Origin of the sequence: Wolbachia endosymbiont (group B) of Limnophora tigrina (assembly GCF_964263235.1) — a bacterium.
Taxonomy (GTDB): domain Bacteria; phylum Pseudomonadota; class Alphaproteobacteria; order Rickettsiales; family Anaplasmataceae; genus Wolbachia.
The window spans coordinates 466,284-480,494 of sequence record NZ_OZ181655.1 but is presented as its reverse complement, the minus strand read 5'-3'; the positions used below and the strand labels follow the sequence as shown (position 1 = coordinate 480,494).

Below are 14,211 nucleotides of genomic sequence, written 5' to 3'. Positions count from 1 at the left end.
TCGATACTTTATTAATAACAACTCTTAATTTATACCATAAAACAACTCAGAGTCAAACCAAATTACAAGAAATTTTACTTTCAATCTCTTGCGTTACCTCATCAACACTCAAATTAGCGTCAATTGTTAACAATTTGCCTTTATAATACTCGCGTAAACCTTTCATTTGAAGGTGATATTCACTTATTCTCTTATTAATTGCAGACATATCAGCATCATCAATTCTTTTCTCTAACCTCGTACTTTTACATTTAGCACAAGTAGTACTCTTAAAAGAAGATACACTATATATGCTTTTACAGTCCAAACACGCGAGACGATTTTTTAATCTATCGATTGCAATATTATCGTCAAGCTGCAGTTCAATTACAATATCAACATCCCTATTATATTTTTCTTGCAAAACTTGAGTCAAAAAATGAGCCTGGTTTAAATTTCTCGGAAAACCATCTAATAAGCAATTATCATCCATTAATGCAAGCTGGTCATGCAATAATCCACATATAATTTCATCTTGAATTAAATTACCAGATTCCACGGTACCCTTTATTTTTTTACCTAACTCACTGCCATCAGATATAATATTCCTTAATGAATCCCCCACTGAAATTAATTTTAAATTATATTTTGCTATTAACAAGCTTGACTGAGTACCTTTACCAGAACCTGGAGGACCAAAAATCGTAATGATCATCTTACTTTCCTCGGTTTAGACTCATATTTCTTTATCCAGCTATCGTACCTATTCGAAAAAATATAAGATTGTATTTGCATAATAGTATCAGTAATAACGTTCACTATAATCAGTAAACTCGTCCCACCAAAAATAAATGGTATATCATAATAATATCTCATAACTTCAGGTACAGTACATATGACTACCAAATACGCAGAGCCAATGAATGTCAACTTAAAAACTATATCTTGAAGGTAATCAGAAGTATGTTTCCCAGGCCTTCTACCAGGTATAAAACCACCATTTTTTTTAAGAAAATCTGCGTTTTCCTCTGGATTAAATATAAAATTGGTATAGAAAAAATTAAAAAATACTATCAGCACCAAATAGGCTACAATATATACTACTTTATTTGCCATAAAGTAATTTAAAATAAAATCAGAAAAAGCGTGCCCCTTATAGAAATTTGCAATTGAAATAGGTGTCAATAAAATTGCATTAGCAAAAATGGTTGGTACTACACCAGATAAATTAATCTTCAATGGAATATAAGTAAAATCGTCATTATGTAATCTTTTAAATTGCTTTTTAGGATGTTGAACAATAACTTTTCTATAAGAAGACTCTACAAAAATGACTAAGGCTAGCAGCAAAAAAAACAATACCAAAACAAAAAGGATAATAAATAACGATACGCTACCGTTTTTATTTAACGTTAACAGAGATGACAAAGCGCTGTGTAACTCTGATATTATGCCCGTGAAAATGATTAATGAGATACCATTGCCTATACCGCTAGCACTGATTCGTTCACCAAGCCATATTAAAAGCATAGTTCCACCTAAAAGGCTGAAAACACCTATTGTACGAAACATAACACCAGGTTCGATTACAACCAATACCCCTTCCCTATTCATCCCTTCCAATCCAACCAAAATTGGAATTGATTGAAATACACAAATTACTATGGTCAGGTAGCGTATATAAGAATTCATCTTTCTACGGCCTGACTCTCCATCATTCTTAACTTCCTTCATTCCTTTAATCGCAGAAGAAAGCAACTGAATAATGATAGAAGCCACTATATATGGCATAACGTTCAATGCTAGAATTGTCATTCTAGCCAATGCACCACCAGAAAATAAATTAAATACTCCAAAAACGCCTGAGCCATCTTTGGGAAATATATCATTAATTATATCAAGATTAATTCCAGGAATAGGTACATAAGTACCTAAACGATAACAAATTAAAGCCATTAGCGTAAAAAATATACGTTTTAATAAATCGCCTTTATATAACAACGTAGGATCCAAGCTATTAAATGCGGATTTATTGCCCATGATTTACGATAGTATTTCCACACTACCACCAACTGAAGCTACAGATTTTTTTGCAGCTTCTGACGCAAAATCAACATGAAACACAAATTTTTCGCTCAACTTACCTTTATTAAGAAGTTTAATTTTATCCTTAATAGACTTTATAAAACCTAATTTATGCAGCCTCTCCTTATCTATAACAGAGTCTTTCACTATTTTTTTAGCTTCCATTAAGCGCTGTATATCGCCAACATTAATTATAGAGTATATGTTCCTACATATAGGCTTAAAACCTCTTTTAGGCAAACGAGTATATATAGACTGTTGTCCACCCTCAAAACCATTTATGGAAACTCCACTTCTAGCCTTCTGCCCTTTATGCCCTCTACCAGATGTTTTACCTTTACCACAACCGATACCTCTACCCAACAACTTAGGCTTCTTTTTCTTAGATAATTTAGTAAATATAGAGTTTAATTTTACAGCATTATTCATACTTTACCTATTTCCAACTATCTCACTAATTTTTTTGCCCCTTTTACTTGCCACCTGACGAGGAGATAACATACCATCAAAAGCCTTAAATACTGCACATATAACGTTATGAGGATTATTTGATCTAGTAGATTTAGCTACCACATCCTTTATACCTAATACCTCAAAAACTGACCTAACCGCTCCACCAGCAATAATACCTGTTCCGGCTTTTGCGGTTCTTAAAACTATTTCACCAGAACAAAATTTAGCTTTGATATCATGATGCAAAGTTCTACCTTCACGCAAATATACCCTAATCATCGACTTCTTTGCAGCATTTACAGCCTTGACTCTTGCTTCAGCAACTTCTGCGTGCTTACCTATTCCACATCCTACCCTACCCTTCTCATCGCCAACAACAACCAAAATTGAAAATGAAAATCTTCTACCACCTTTGGTAACCGTTGTCACTCTTCGTACCGAAACTAAAAGCTCTGATAAATCATTATTATTTTGTAAATTCTTTATAGCCATATTCAAAACCTTCTAAAATTCAAATCCAGAACTTCTTAAAGCCTCAGCAAATTGAGAAACTAATCCTGTATATTTATACGCTCCACGATCAAACGTAAGCTGCTGCTCTAATCTCATGCCAGACAGACGCTCAACCATTAAAGAAGAAACCTGTTTTATAGTTTCAGCGTTGACTTTCCCTTTACATACATCCTTAATTTTAGCATCCAAAGTAGAAGCCGAAGTGAGAGTTACTCCTTTTACATCATTAATTAACTGGACATAAAAATGCCTATTAGATTTAAATATGGATATACGTAAACGTTCAGCGCTCTTGTCAAGCTTCGCTCTATTACGTAACTTCCTTTTTTCAGAATTACTTAAAAAATTATACGATCTTTTCATTTTAATTACTTCTTTTTACTTACAACCTTACGCAGCATAAATTTGCCTTTTATTACAACACCCTTACCTTTATAAGGATCGTACTTCCTAATCCTGCATATATCGGATGCCACCATATAGACTTTTTGCTTATCCATACCACTAACTACTAAGTGAGTTGGCTTTATGCACTTAATCTCAACATCTTTAGGCACTTTATATTTAACATTATGGCTATAACCAAGATACAAAGTCAAATACTTACCATCACACTCTGCCTTATATCCCACACCGTTAATCTCAAGATTAACAGAAAAACCATCAACCATGCCGTTAATGATATTATTAATATTACTCCTATAAGTGCCCCACATAGGCTTTATTTCATCATAATCATCTTTATCTTTATCCACAGAAAGGAGTAGCTGATTATCAACAATCCGGCACACAACATCACTGATTAAGCTAACTTCTTTTTCAGCCTTAGCGCTCTTTATTAACATCCTACCATTATTATATTCAACTGAAACACCAGCAGGAATATTGATAGGAGCAGCACCTATACGAGACATGAATTTCTCCTATTATTTAAAACACACGACACAAAACTTCTCCACCAACCTTTAACTTATGTGCATTATAATCAGTCATCACTCCTTTGGGTGTCGATATAATAAAAATACCAAGACCATTATATGCTTTAGAAATGTCCTTATACTTAGAATAACAACGACAACCAGGCTTTGACACCCTAACTATATCACTAATTACAGGTAACTTCTCATAATACTTCAATTTTACAATGAAAGAAGGTATATTATCTACAACTTGCTTTTCATAATCAAGGATATACCCTTCATCTTTTAAAATCTTCAGTATAGAAGAATTCACTTTAGAAAACAACACTCTTGTTGTTCTATGCATTGCCAATTGAGCATTACGTATCCTTGTTAAAAAATCACCAATACTATCAGATAACGCCACAATATACTCCTTATATTATATTTACCAACTAGACTTTGTAACTCCTGGAACTTGCCCAAAAGAACATAAATCACGCAAAACAATTCTACATAAACCAAATTTTCTATATACTCCTCTTGGTCTCCCAGTTAAAGCACACCTATTTCTAATTTTGGTTTTAGAAGAATTTCTAGGCAATTTTTTAATTAATTTATTTTGAGCTGTAAACCTTTCTACAATAGACAAATTCTTATTATTTATTATAGATTTCAATTTCTCTCTTTTTTCTTTATATTGATCGCACAGCTTTATTCTGCGAAGATTTCTTTCTATCATAGATTTTTTTGCCATATATTTCTCCTCTCAATTAATCAAAAAAAGGAAATTTAAGAGCCAGTAATAATTCCTTTGCTTCCTTATCACTAACTGCACTTGTTATAATATTAATATCCATACCTCTAATTTTACTTATTTTATCATAGTCTATTTCTAAAAACGAGATATGTTCCTTTATACCAAAGGAAAAATTACCATTACCGTCAAATTGCTTCACACTAAATCCTCTAAAATCTTTTTCCCTTGGCAAAGCAATATATATCAATCTTTCTAAAAACTCATACATTTTATCTCTACGCAAAGTTACTTTGCAACCTACTGTAGCACCTTTTCTGATCTTGAAGCCAGAAATAGATTTTTTTGCAAAAGTTGATAAAGGCTTCTGCCCAGCAATCAAATATAGGCTATCAAGTGGTTCATTTATTGCTTTACTATCTATAGCAGCATCTCCAACGCCCATATTGATACACAGCTTGACAAGTTTAGGCACTTGCATTATATTGCCGTAATTAAACTTATCCTTTAAGGACTTTACTATGCTATCTTTATACAATTCTTTAAACATATCAACCTAATCTATCACTTCTCCAGAAACTTTTGCAAAACGCACTTTTCTACCATCTATAACCTTAAACCCCACTCTAGTTGGAGTTTTATATTTAGGGTCCAATGTTGCAACGTTGGATATATCAATAGCTAACTCTTTATTTAATATACCACCACTACTACCAGCTTTTGGTTTAGTGTGTCTCTTATGTACATTTACCCCAGAAACAATTACTTTCTTTTTAGCATCACATACAACAACTTTAATCACTTTACCAATTTTTCCTTTATCTCTACCAGTTAAAACTATAACATCGTCACCACTTTTTATTTTAGCACTCATTATAAAACCTCAACAGCTAATGACATTATCTTCATAAAAGAACCAGATGATAACTTTTTTACCGGACCAAATACCCGAGTGCCAAGTGGTTCACCTTGATCGTTAATCAAAACTACAGCATTGCTAGAAAAACGAATTACAGAACCATCAGATTTTCTAATAGGGCTTTTCACCCTCACCACAACTGCTCTATATACTTTTCCCTTCTCAACCTTCCCCCTTGGAGTAATAGATTTAGTAGATACAATAACTGTGTCACCTATAGATGCAGACTTTCTACCACCCAATAAACCAATACAAAGCACTGCACGCGCACCAGAATTATCAGCTACTTCCAACAATGTATTTTTTTGAATCATATAAATATCCTATTCAATGTGAGCTATTAACAACAACCCATTTTTTAGTAGTAGAAATAGGCTTGTGTTCTTGTATTAAAACCTTTTCCCCTTCTTTACAACTATTATTCTCATCATGTGCTGTATACTTCTTGTATTTTTTTATAACCTTTTTATACAGCTCATCCTTATACACTTGTAATACCGAAACCTTTACAGTCTTATCACACTTAGCCTTAGTTACAGTACCACAAAAAACCTTTTTAGGCATTCTTTTCCTCTCTTCTTCTTTTATTTAATGTAGTTAGAATACGAGCTATGCTCTTTCTTATTAAGCTAAAACGCGAAATATTGTTGCACTGCCCCAACTTCTTTTGAAAAACCAAATTAACAAACTCTTTTCTCAAATTCACAAGAATTTCATGCAATTCTTGTGAAGACCTCGATTTAATGTCAGCTATATCCATTGCAACTCCATTTAATTATGATTAGATACAAATTTACACTTCATAGGAAGCTTAGCGGTTGCCTTTTCAAGCGCCAATCTTGCTAAATGCATGGGAACATCACTGCTAATTTCAAACAACATTCTACCGGGCTTAGCTTTAAACACCCAAAATTCAACACTACCTTTTCCCTTACCCATACGTACATCTGCCGGCTTTTTACTAACAGGGGTATCAGGAAAAATTCTTATCCACACTTTACCAGAGCGTTTTAATGTTCTAGATATTACACGCCTTGCAGTTTCAATATGCTTAGACTGAATCCTACCTGCTTCTACAGCTTTTAAGCCATAATCTCCAAAAGATAATGTGCTACCACCTTTTGTATTACCCTTAATTCGCCCCTTAAATACCTTCTTATATTTACTCTTTTTGGGAACAAACATCTCAATATACCTTAATTACCAATATAAACCCAAACCTTAACTCCTATAATACCATATATAGTTTTTGCTTCACAAAAAGCATAATCTATATTAGCACGTAAAGTGTGTAAAGGCAAACGACCTTCTTTATACCATTCAGTACGAGCTATCTCAGCTCCGCCAAGGCGCCCAGAACAACTTACTTTAATACCTCTAGCACCCATCCTCAAACAACTTTGAATAGCTTTTTTCATCGCTCTTCTAAATGAAACCCTTTTTTCTAACTGTTGCGCAATGCTGTTTGATATTAAAGTTGCATCTATTTCAGACCTTTTAACTCCTACTACATTCACTTCCACATTATTTTTTACTTTTTCAGCTATTTTTTGCTTTATCTTCTCAATATCTGAGCCTTTCTTACCTATTATCACTCCAGGTCTAGAAGAATGTATTATTACAGACACCAAATCGATTGTACGCTCTATAATTACTTTAGAAACACCAGCATGCTTAAAAGATTCATTTATATAACTGCGAATAGATAAATCTTGATGCAACCCTTGTTTATAACCCTTCTCAGCATACCAAACAGACAACCAAGTATTAATTATTTTTAACCTAAATCCTTTAGGATTAACGTTTCCCATACTTTTGCACTTTCCTTATTAATTTTCTATTTTTATGAATCATATAATTTCCCCCAATTTTACAGTTATATTACTATAACGTTTACTAACTCTATTAGCTCTACCCATAGCTTTTGGACATACCCTACGCAAAGTAAGAGACTTACCTATTGAAATTTCTTTTATATATAAATTATCGATATCCAATCCATAATTATATTGAGCATTAGCAATCGCAGAATTTAATACCTTCCTTATAAGACCCGCAGCTTTCTTTTCACAAAATCTTAATTGCACAGTGGCAAAAGAAACTTTTTTATTACGTACTAAACCAGCAACCAAATTCAATTTACGAGGAGTTGATTTTAAAACCCTAGAACCAGCTTTAACTATTACATCTCTGTTTTTCATATCAATTACCTTCTTGTCGCCTTTTTATCACCACTATGCCCAGTAAATTTACGAGTGGGCGAAAATTCACCAAACTTATGACCTATCATATTCTGATCATTAACATTAACAGGAATGTAATCCTTACCATTATAAACAGCAAACTTTAAACCTAAACAATTAGGAAGAATTACAGAAGCCCTGGAATGAACTTTTATAGCCATGTTAACAAATCCCTTGTTTAAAGCATTATTCACCGACTTTAATATAGAAGGATGACAAAAAGGAGGCTTCCACGCAGATCTACTCATAAACTAACCTTTCAATTGTTTTATATACTTATCACTAGATTTATTTTTCCTCCGAGTTTTCTTTCCTTTTGTTGCAACACCCCAAGGAGTAACAGGATGACGACCACCAGAGGTTTTTCCTTCCCCACCTCCATGAGGATGGTCAACCGGATTCATTGCAACCCCACGCACAGTAGGTCTAATTCCAAGCCACCTACTTCTTCCAGCTTTACCCAGCTTTCTATTCTTATGGTCAGGGTTAGATACTACACCAATAGTAGCCTTGCAAGAAGATAAAATCAACCTAATTTGACCAGACCTGAGTCGTAATAAAACATATTGGCCATCACGACCAACGATTTGCGCATAACAACCAGCAGCTCTAGCAATCGCAGCACCATTACCTGGCTTCAGCTCAACATTATGAACGAAAGAACCAACAGGTATATACTTGAGTAGCAAACAATTACCTGGCAAAATATCAGCATCATTTCCAGCTGTAACAATATCACCAGGCTTCATACCTTGAGGAGCTAATATATAAGACTTAATATCATCTTCCTTATATGATATTAACGCTAAAAACCCACTTCTATTTGGATCATACTCTATTTTTTCAACTATACCCTGACCACTTCTATTACGCTTAAAATCTATAACTCTATACTTCTTTTTGTGACCACCACCCCTATGACGAGTTGTAATTCTACCATAATTATTTCTTCCACCACTGGACTTTTTACCGGATGTAAGAGACTTTTCTGGCTCATCTTTTGATAAACCAACTTTACTTACTAACACAGTCCCACGAGAAGACGGAGTAACAGGATTAAAAAATTTCATACCCATATTAAACGCTCATTATATCTAATTTTTGACCATCTATCAAAGAAAAATAAACTTTCTTTTTCTGTTTTTCACAACCAATCACACCCCTAAAACGCCTATATTTAGGCTTAATTCTAACAACATTTATAGAAGAAATTTTAACATCAAATAGAGACTCTATTGCCAACTTTATTTGACGCTTATTTACATTTACAAAAACATACAAAGAATATTTATTAAACTTCTCCCTCAAAAAAGAGGCCTTTTCTGTAATTATAGGAGATTTTATTATATTATTATATTTGATCATAACAATCTACCTTCAAGATGCTTTAAAGTATCCTTTGTCAACATCACGCATTCGTGATTCAATATATCAAAGACATTTAACCCAATAGGTTTGATTAAGTCTACATAATGCAAGTTTCTAACAGCACGCAACAAATCATCTCCATAATCACCAACTATCAAAAAGGAAGAAAATTTAAAATTTTTAATACATTTACACATTTCAGACGTTTTCTTCACATCAATATTTAAATTATCCAGAATAATTACTTGATTATTTAAATACTTTAGAGATAAAGCAATTTTTAAACCAAATTTGCGTACCTTCTTATTAAGAGAATAACTATGACTCCTCACAACAGGGCCAAAAATAACCCCACCACCTCTAAATTGAGGAGATCGCAAGCTCCCTTGTCTTGCCCTACCGGTACGTTTTTGACCATAAGGTTTAGCTGTTGTACCAGAGACATCACTGATACCTTTTGTTTTATGAGTACCAGCTCTTCTCTTTGCTAATTGCCATCCCACTATATCATGCAAAATACTCAATTTTTGCTTAGCAGAAAATATCAAAGGATTGAGCTGAGCAGTACCTACATTATTATTAGATAGATTAACTAAATTACATTCCATAACTAACTTACCAAATTACTAGCATCATCATTTACATCTAACAGTAAACCTACCGGAAAAGGAACATCTTTATGTAAAGATTTTTTAACTGCATCTCTTACAAAAACATAGGAATTTTTAAACCCAGGAACATTATTACCCTTCACAGCAATTATACTATTTTCATGATCAATGGATAATATCTTCATATTTTGTGCAGTTATTCTGCTGTTACCTAAATGACCAGCCATTTTCTTTCCTTTGAATACTCTACCAGGATCCTGACATTGACCGGTGGAACCTTGTGATCTGTGAGCAATAGAAACACCATGAGATGCCCTAAGCCCACTGAAGTTATGCCGCTTCATCACACCAGCAAATCCTTTACCTATAGAATAACCTGTAATATCAAGATATTGACCAACCACAAAATGATTGATTCCCACTTTTTTACCACATTCTATTCCCGACAGGTCATTTAATCTACTTTCGTATAACTTACATTTATTATTTATACCCTTTTTCTTTAAATATTCCAACTGAGGTTTTGCTATATTTTTAAAATCTCCTGTGCCTAAAATGACTGAATTATAGCCACATTTATCTTGTCCTTTTATATCAACAATATGAGTTTCGCTGAGATGCAATAAAGTTACAGCCATGCAACTATTGTCAGAGTATATAGCAGTATGACCAATATTCGTCATTAATAAACCAATTCTCCTCAGTGAATTTATTCTCTTCATTTCCTTCTCCTAAACCTTAACTTCCTTGACTTTTAAATCCACTTCTACGCCAGCAGAAAAAGATAAACCTGTAAGCATCTGCATCATAGTAGGAGTAAGATCATGTAAAACAATCAAACGCCTAGAAGTTCTCATTTCAAACTGTTCACGAGATTTTTTATCAACGTGAGGAGATCTATTAACAATAAATTTAGAATCTTTCCTTGGCAACGCAATCGGACCAGATAATTTTGCACTGGACCGCTTTAATTCATCAACAAATTTTCGAACACACTCCTCCAATAAAGAACAATCGAAAGCCTTAATGTTAATATATATATCTTGCTTCATCTTAGTTACTACACTCACTCCAAAATTTCAGAAACAACACCAGAACCAACAGTTCTACCGCCTTCTCTTATCGCAAAACGCAATCCCTTATCCATTGCTATCGGTACTTGCAATTCTACTTCTACACTCACATTATCTCCTGGCATTACCATCTCCTTCCCATCTAGCAATTTTATGCTCCCAGTTACATCCGTTGTCCTTAAATAAAACTGTGGCTGGTAATTCGCAAAAAATGGTGTATGCCTTCCTCCTTCCTCTTTCTTTAATATATAAACCTCCGCCCTAAACTTTCTATGCGGCGTTATCGTCCCCGGTTTTGCTAATACTTGCCCTCTCTCTACTTCTTCTCTTTTTGTCCCTCTTAGCAATATTCCTACATTGAGTCCTGCACTTCCCTTATCTAGCAACTTCTTAAACATCTCAACACCTGTACATATCGTCTTTTGTGTTGCTTTCAGACCTATTATCTCTATCTCATCACCCGTCTTTATCTCTCCCTTCTCTATCCTTCCTGTTACCACTGTTCCTCGCCCCGATATCGAAAATACATCCTCGATTGGCAATAAAAATGGTAAATCCACAGGTCTTGGTGGAACCGCCACATACTCATCTAACTTTTCCATCAATTTATCTATTGATTTCTTTCCATATTCGCTACTGTCATCCTCCAGCGCTTTCAATGCAGACCCCACTACCACAGGCACTTCATCCCCTGGAAATCCGTATTTATTCAGCAATTCCCTCACTTCCATTTCTACCAAATCTATCATATCAGCATCAGCAACATCAGCTTTATTTATATACACCACGATATATCCAACACCTACCTGCTTCGCTAGCAATATATGCTCTCTCGTTTGTGGCATTGGCCCATCAACCCCCGACACTACCAATATCGCCGCATCCATCTGCGCTGCACCTACTATCATATTCTTTACATAATCAGCATGTCCAGGACAATCAACGTGTGCATAATGCCTTTTTTCCGTCTGATACTCAACATGCGCTGTTGCTATCGTTATCCCCCTTTTCCTTTCTTCTGGCGCCTTATCTATCTGATCGTACGCTACAAAATTTCCATAATGCTTTGTTATCGCCGCTGTTAACGTTGTCTTCCCATGATCCACATGTCCTATTGTTCCCACATTTACATGCGGCTTTCCAAATGCTTCCACTACTGCTGTCATAATTTAAACTTTTCTACCTAAAATACAAATACATCAATAAATAATATGTTGATTTTATAAAAATACAACAAAAAAAAGAGCGGATAGTGGGAATCGAACCCACGTCACTAGCTTGGAAGGCTAGAGCTCTACCATTGAGCTATACCCGCACAATGGAGGAGGTAGGATTCGAACCTACGTACGCAATGCGGACAGATTTACAGTCTGTTACCTTTAACCACTCGGTCACTCCTCCACAAAAATTTGTTAAGAGAACGCTATTTTAGTACCTTAACTCAAGCTTTTATTGTATTTAATACTAAACGCCTAAAATTAAAAAATCAAGCAATAAAACCTACCTTGATTAAAATCATGCAGATTTCATTTTATACAACATAATATTGCCAATAAAACGTCTAAATAAATAATGCGAATCATGCGTACCTGGCGCTTCTTCTGGATGATATTGCACAGAAAAGACTGAGTAATCCTTCATCATTATTCCCTCTACACTATTATCAAATAGAGAAATGTGAGTAATTTCAACATTACTTGGAAGAGAAGCTGAATCAACAACAAAACCATGATTTTGGCTAGTGATCTCAACTTTTCCACTAATTACATCATAAACTGGATGGTTACTCCCTCGGTGACCAATATCCATCTTGATGGTCTTTGCTCCCAAAGTAATCGCAAGTAATTGATGACCCATGCATATGCCAAAAATTGGTATTTTAGATTTTATAATAATGTCTATCTCTGAAACTACACTTTCTCCTATTTCTTGCGGATCACCAGGACCATTTGAAAACACTATACCATCTGGATTCATACTCAACACTTTTTGAGCAAAACCTGTGCTTGGTCTGATTAATTCAACTGTACAACCAAGTTCTATTAAGCGTGAAACTATACTGATTTTTACGCCAAAATCAACGATTACAACCCTATATTTTGCATTAAGGTCACTTTTAAAATTACTATGCAAGCTGACTTTATTGGTTATTTCTATCCCATTTACAGATTTGTATTCCTTCAATTTGTCCAACGCATGCGCCTTACTCGATGAGCATATCATTCCATTTTGAGATCCATGTTCTCTCAAATGTCTCGTTAAAGCTCTAGTATCAACTCCTGATATCCCAATCACGTTATTTTTCTCTAACCAATCATTTAAACTGATATATGAAGAAGGGTGGGACATAGAAGAAAGTTCACGCATAACCACACCACTTGCAAAAATTTTCTCTCCTTCATTATCTTTATGGTTTATTCCAATGTTACCAATATGAGGAAAAGTGAACGTTATAATTTGATCAGCAAAAGAAGGATCAGTTATAGTATGCTGATAACCGGTCATACCAGTGGTAAAACAGACCTCACCTATGCACTTGCCTTTTTTACCTACTGATTTTCCCCAAAAGCATTTACCATCTTGTAAAATTAAAACTGCGTCCTGCACTTCATTATCTATTCAACTGATTCAAAACAGTATACAAGAATTTCAAATAATACGTAATTCTTTCTAAAATTCCAAATTTAACCACGAGGCGGCGAAGAACAACATGAAAAAAACTTTTAACGTGCCCTTTCATAAAATATGTTGACTATCTCCGTATTTTATATTAGGTATACCCCGGCAGTTATGAAATGGAGGTTTATTATGTCAAATGAAATCCAACCTAAAAATAAGTTACTAATTGTAGGAGCTGGCTTACTATTCTTTGCGATGGTGTTCCCATCATTTTTTCTCTTAGCAAAAATAGCCATAGGATTAGCTATGATCGCAATTGCAACAATCGCGGTAAAAATTTTCTCAAAAACAATATCAAACGCTCTTGAAAAAGAAAAAGTAGATCAGAATCAGGCAGCACAACAAACAACACAAAGTAAAATTATAAACCTAGCTATTGGATTAACATTTATATTTGCAGGAGGATTATCAATGCTCATTATAGCAAAAACTGGCTTAATTGCAGCATGTGCAGCTATAACTGCTTTAGCTCTACACGAATATGTTAAAAATGAAGAAATAGGAGAAGAGATAAATGATAAATTCGATAAGGTAGCTGACGATACAATCAATTTTATTGTTAGCAGTGTTGAAAAACTTATTCCAACAAAGCCGCCAGGCATACCAGCCTAAACTGTCTCCGTTCAGCAGAG

Annotated in this window: 25 protein-coding genes and 2 tRNA genes; 1 reads left to right on the top strand and 26 read right to left on the bottom strand. The window is 34.4% G+C overall.

The genetic code is table 11. The features are described 5' to 3' along the window. Positions 1-52: 52 nt before the first annotated feature. From ACE38O_RS02405 to carA, 26 genes are all read right to left on the bottom strand, one after another. Complete coding sequence (locus ACE38O_RS02405; RefSeq protein ID WP_374698964.1) at positions 53-694, bottom strand: adenylate kinase family protein; 642 nt, start codon at positions 692-694, stop codon at positions 53-55. After that, positions 691-2,019, bottom strand: a complete 1,329-nt coding sequence (gene secY, locus ACE38O_RS02400) for a preprotein translocase subunit SecY (protein ID WP_374698963.1) — start codon at positions 2,017-2,019, stop codon at positions 691-693. Before secY ends, ACE38O_RS02405 begins: the two co-directional genes overlap by 4 nt. 3 nt (positions 2,020-2,022) lie before the next feature. Next, on the bottom strand, positions 2,023-2,493 hold the full coding sequence (rplO, locus tag ACE38O_RS02395) for a 50S ribosomal protein L15 (RefSeq protein ID WP_374698962.1): 471 nt from the start codon (positions 2,491-2,493) through the stop codon (positions 2,023-2,025). Between the two features lie 3 nt (positions 2,494-2,496). Further along, positions 2,497-3,009, bottom strand: a complete 513-nt coding sequence (gene rpsE, locus ACE38O_RS02390; RefSeq protein ID WP_374698961.1) for a 30S ribosomal protein S5 — start codon at positions 3,007-3,009, stop codon at positions 2,497-2,499. 12 nt (positions 3,010-3,021) lie between these two features. Then, positions 3,022-3,393: a 50S ribosomal protein L18 gene (rplR, locus tag ACE38O_RS02385; RefSeq protein WP_374698960.1), complete on the bottom strand. Its 372-nt coding sequence runs from the start codon at positions 3,391-3,393 to the stop codon at positions 3,022-3,024. Between the two features lie 5 nt (positions 3,394-3,398). Next, positions 3,399-3,944, bottom strand: coding sequence for a 50S ribosomal protein L6 (rplF, locus tag ACE38O_RS02380; RefSeq protein WP_374698959.1), 546 nt, complete (start codon positions 3,942-3,944; stop codon positions 3,399-3,401). Between the two features lie 16 nt (positions 3,945-3,960). Continuing rightward, complete coding sequence (gene rpsH, locus ACE38O_RS02375; RefSeq protein ID WP_374698958.1) at positions 3,961-4,356, bottom strand: 30S ribosomal protein S8; 396 nt, start codon at positions 4,354-4,356, stop codon at positions 3,961-3,963. Positions 4,357-4,377: 21 nt separating this feature from the next. Then, positions 4,378-4,686: a 30S ribosomal protein S14 gene (rpsN, locus tag ACE38O_RS02370; protein ID WP_064124653.1), complete on the bottom strand. Its 309-nt coding sequence runs from the start codon at positions 4,684-4,686 to the stop codon at positions 4,378-4,380. A 16-nt stretch (positions 4,687-4,702) separates the two neighbouring features. Continuing rightward, positions 4,703-5,236: a 50S ribosomal protein L5 gene (gene rplE / locus ACE38O_RS02365; protein WP_374698957.1), complete on the bottom strand. Its 534-nt coding sequence runs from the start codon at positions 5,234-5,236 to the stop codon at positions 4,703-4,705. A 6-nt stretch (positions 5,237-5,242) separates the two neighbouring features. Beyond that, positions 5,243-5,560, bottom strand: coding sequence for a 50S ribosomal protein L24 (rplX, locus tag ACE38O_RS02360; protein ID WP_374698956.1), 318 nt, complete (start codon positions 5,558-5,560; stop codon positions 5,243-5,245). Further along, complete coding sequence (gene rplN, locus ACE38O_RS02355; RefSeq protein WP_006279348.1) at positions 5,560-5,919, bottom strand: 50S ribosomal protein L14; 360 nt, start codon at positions 5,917-5,919, stop codon at positions 5,560-5,562. The genes rplX and rplN overlap by 1 nt, the downstream gene beginning before the upstream one ends. Before the next feature lie 13 nt (positions 5,920-5,932). Continuing rightward, on the bottom strand, positions 5,933-6,169 hold the full coding sequence (gene rpsQ / locus ACE38O_RS02350; RefSeq protein ID WP_374698955.1) for a 30S ribosomal protein S17: 237 nt from the start codon (positions 6,167-6,169) through the stop codon (positions 5,933-5,935). Further along, the gene (gene rpmC / locus ACE38O_RS02345; RefSeq protein WP_374698954.1) at positions 6,162-6,365 is read right to left on the bottom strand and encodes a 50S ribosomal protein L29; all 204 of its coding nucleotides are present in this window, start codon (positions 6,363-6,365) and stop codon (positions 6,162-6,164) included. The genes rpsQ and rpmC overlap by 8 nt, the downstream gene beginning before the upstream one ends. An 11-nt stretch (positions 6,366-6,376) precedes the next feature. After that, positions 6,377-6,790, bottom strand: coding sequence for a 50S ribosomal protein L16 (rplP, locus tag ACE38O_RS02340; RefSeq protein ID WP_250294844.1), 414 nt, complete (start codon positions 6,788-6,790; stop codon positions 6,377-6,379). Between the two features lie 11 nt (positions 6,791-6,801). Then, the gene (gene rpsC, locus ACE38O_RS02335; RefSeq protein ID WP_264329100.1) at positions 6,802-7,416 is read right to left on the bottom strand and encodes a 30S ribosomal protein S3; all 615 of its coding nucleotides are present in this window, start codon (positions 7,414-7,416) and stop codon (positions 6,802-6,804) included. Between the two features lie 39 nt (positions 7,417-7,455). Further along, positions 7,456-7,806, bottom strand: coding sequence for a 50S ribosomal protein L22 (gene rplV, locus ACE38O_RS02330; RefSeq protein ID WP_096616838.1), 351 nt, complete (start codon positions 7,804-7,806; stop codon positions 7,456-7,458). A gap of 5 nt (positions 7,807-7,811) precedes the next feature. Further along, entirely contained in the window at positions 7,812-8,096 is a 285-nt protein-coding gene (gene rpsS, locus ACE38O_RS02325; protein WP_006279181.1) for a 30S ribosomal protein S19, read from the bottom strand. A 3-nt stretch (positions 8,097-8,099) separates the two neighbouring features. Then, positions 8,100-8,924 (bottom strand): 50S ribosomal protein L2, encoded by an 825-nt coding sequence (gene rplB / locus ACE38O_RS02320; RefSeq protein WP_253309089.1) that lies wholly within the window; start codon positions 8,922-8,924, stop codon positions 8,100-8,102. A 1-nt stretch (position 8,925) separates the two neighbouring features. Beyond that, complete coding sequence (locus tag ACE38O_RS02315) at positions 8,926-9,213, bottom strand: 50S ribosomal protein L23 (RefSeq protein ID WP_064124642.1); 288 nt, start codon at positions 9,211-9,213, stop codon at positions 8,926-8,928. Continuing rightward, a complete protein-coding gene (gene rplD, locus ACE38O_RS02310) occupies positions 9,210-9,824 on the bottom strand; it encodes a 50S ribosomal protein L4 (protein WP_374698953.1) in 615 nt (204 codons plus the stop codon). The genes ACE38O_RS02315 and rplD overlap by 4 nt, the downstream gene beginning before the upstream one ends. 2 nt (positions 9,825-9,826) lie before the next feature. Continuing rightward, positions 9,827-10,549 (bottom strand): 50S ribosomal protein L3, encoded by a 723-nt coding sequence (rplC, locus tag ACE38O_RS02305; RefSeq protein ID WP_341812499.1) that lies wholly within the window; start codon positions 10,547-10,549, stop codon positions 9,827-9,829. A gap of 9 nt (positions 10,550-10,558) precedes the next feature. Beyond that, complete coding sequence (rpsJ, locus tag ACE38O_RS02300) at positions 10,559-10,879, bottom strand: 30S ribosomal protein S10 (RefSeq protein ID WP_012673184.1); 321 nt, start codon at positions 10,877-10,879, stop codon at positions 10,559-10,561. Positions 10,880-10,893: 14 nt separating this feature from the next. Then, positions 10,894-12,066, bottom strand: a complete 1,173-nt coding sequence (tuf, locus tag ACE38O_RS02295; protein WP_374698952.1) for an elongation factor Tu — start codon at positions 12,064-12,066, stop codon at positions 10,894-10,896. A gap of 78 nt (positions 12,067-12,144) precedes the next feature. Further along, a tRNA-Gly gene (locus ACE38O_RS02290) sits at positions 12,145-12,215 on the bottom strand. A 4-nt stretch (positions 12,216-12,219) separates the two neighbouring features. Next, positions 12,220-12,301, bottom strand: a tRNA-Tyr gene (locus tag ACE38O_RS02285). Positions 12,302-12,415: 114 nt separating this feature from the next. Then, positions 12,416-13,507: a glutamine-hydrolyzing carbamoyl-phosphate synthase small subunit gene (gene carA / locus ACE38O_RS02280; RefSeq protein ID WP_374698951.1), complete on the bottom strand. Its 1,092-nt coding sequence runs from the start codon at positions 13,505-13,507 to the stop codon at positions 12,416-12,418. A 201-nt stretch (positions 13,508-13,708) separates the two neighbouring features. On the opposite strand from carA, the gene ACE38O_RS02275 reads away from it, so the two are divergent. Continuing rightward, a complete protein-coding gene (locus tag ACE38O_RS02275; protein WP_374698950.1) occupies positions 13,709-14,191 on the top strand; it encodes a hypothetical protein in 483 nt (160 codons plus the stop codon). The last annotated feature ends 20 nt before the right edge of the window (positions 14,192-14,211 follow it).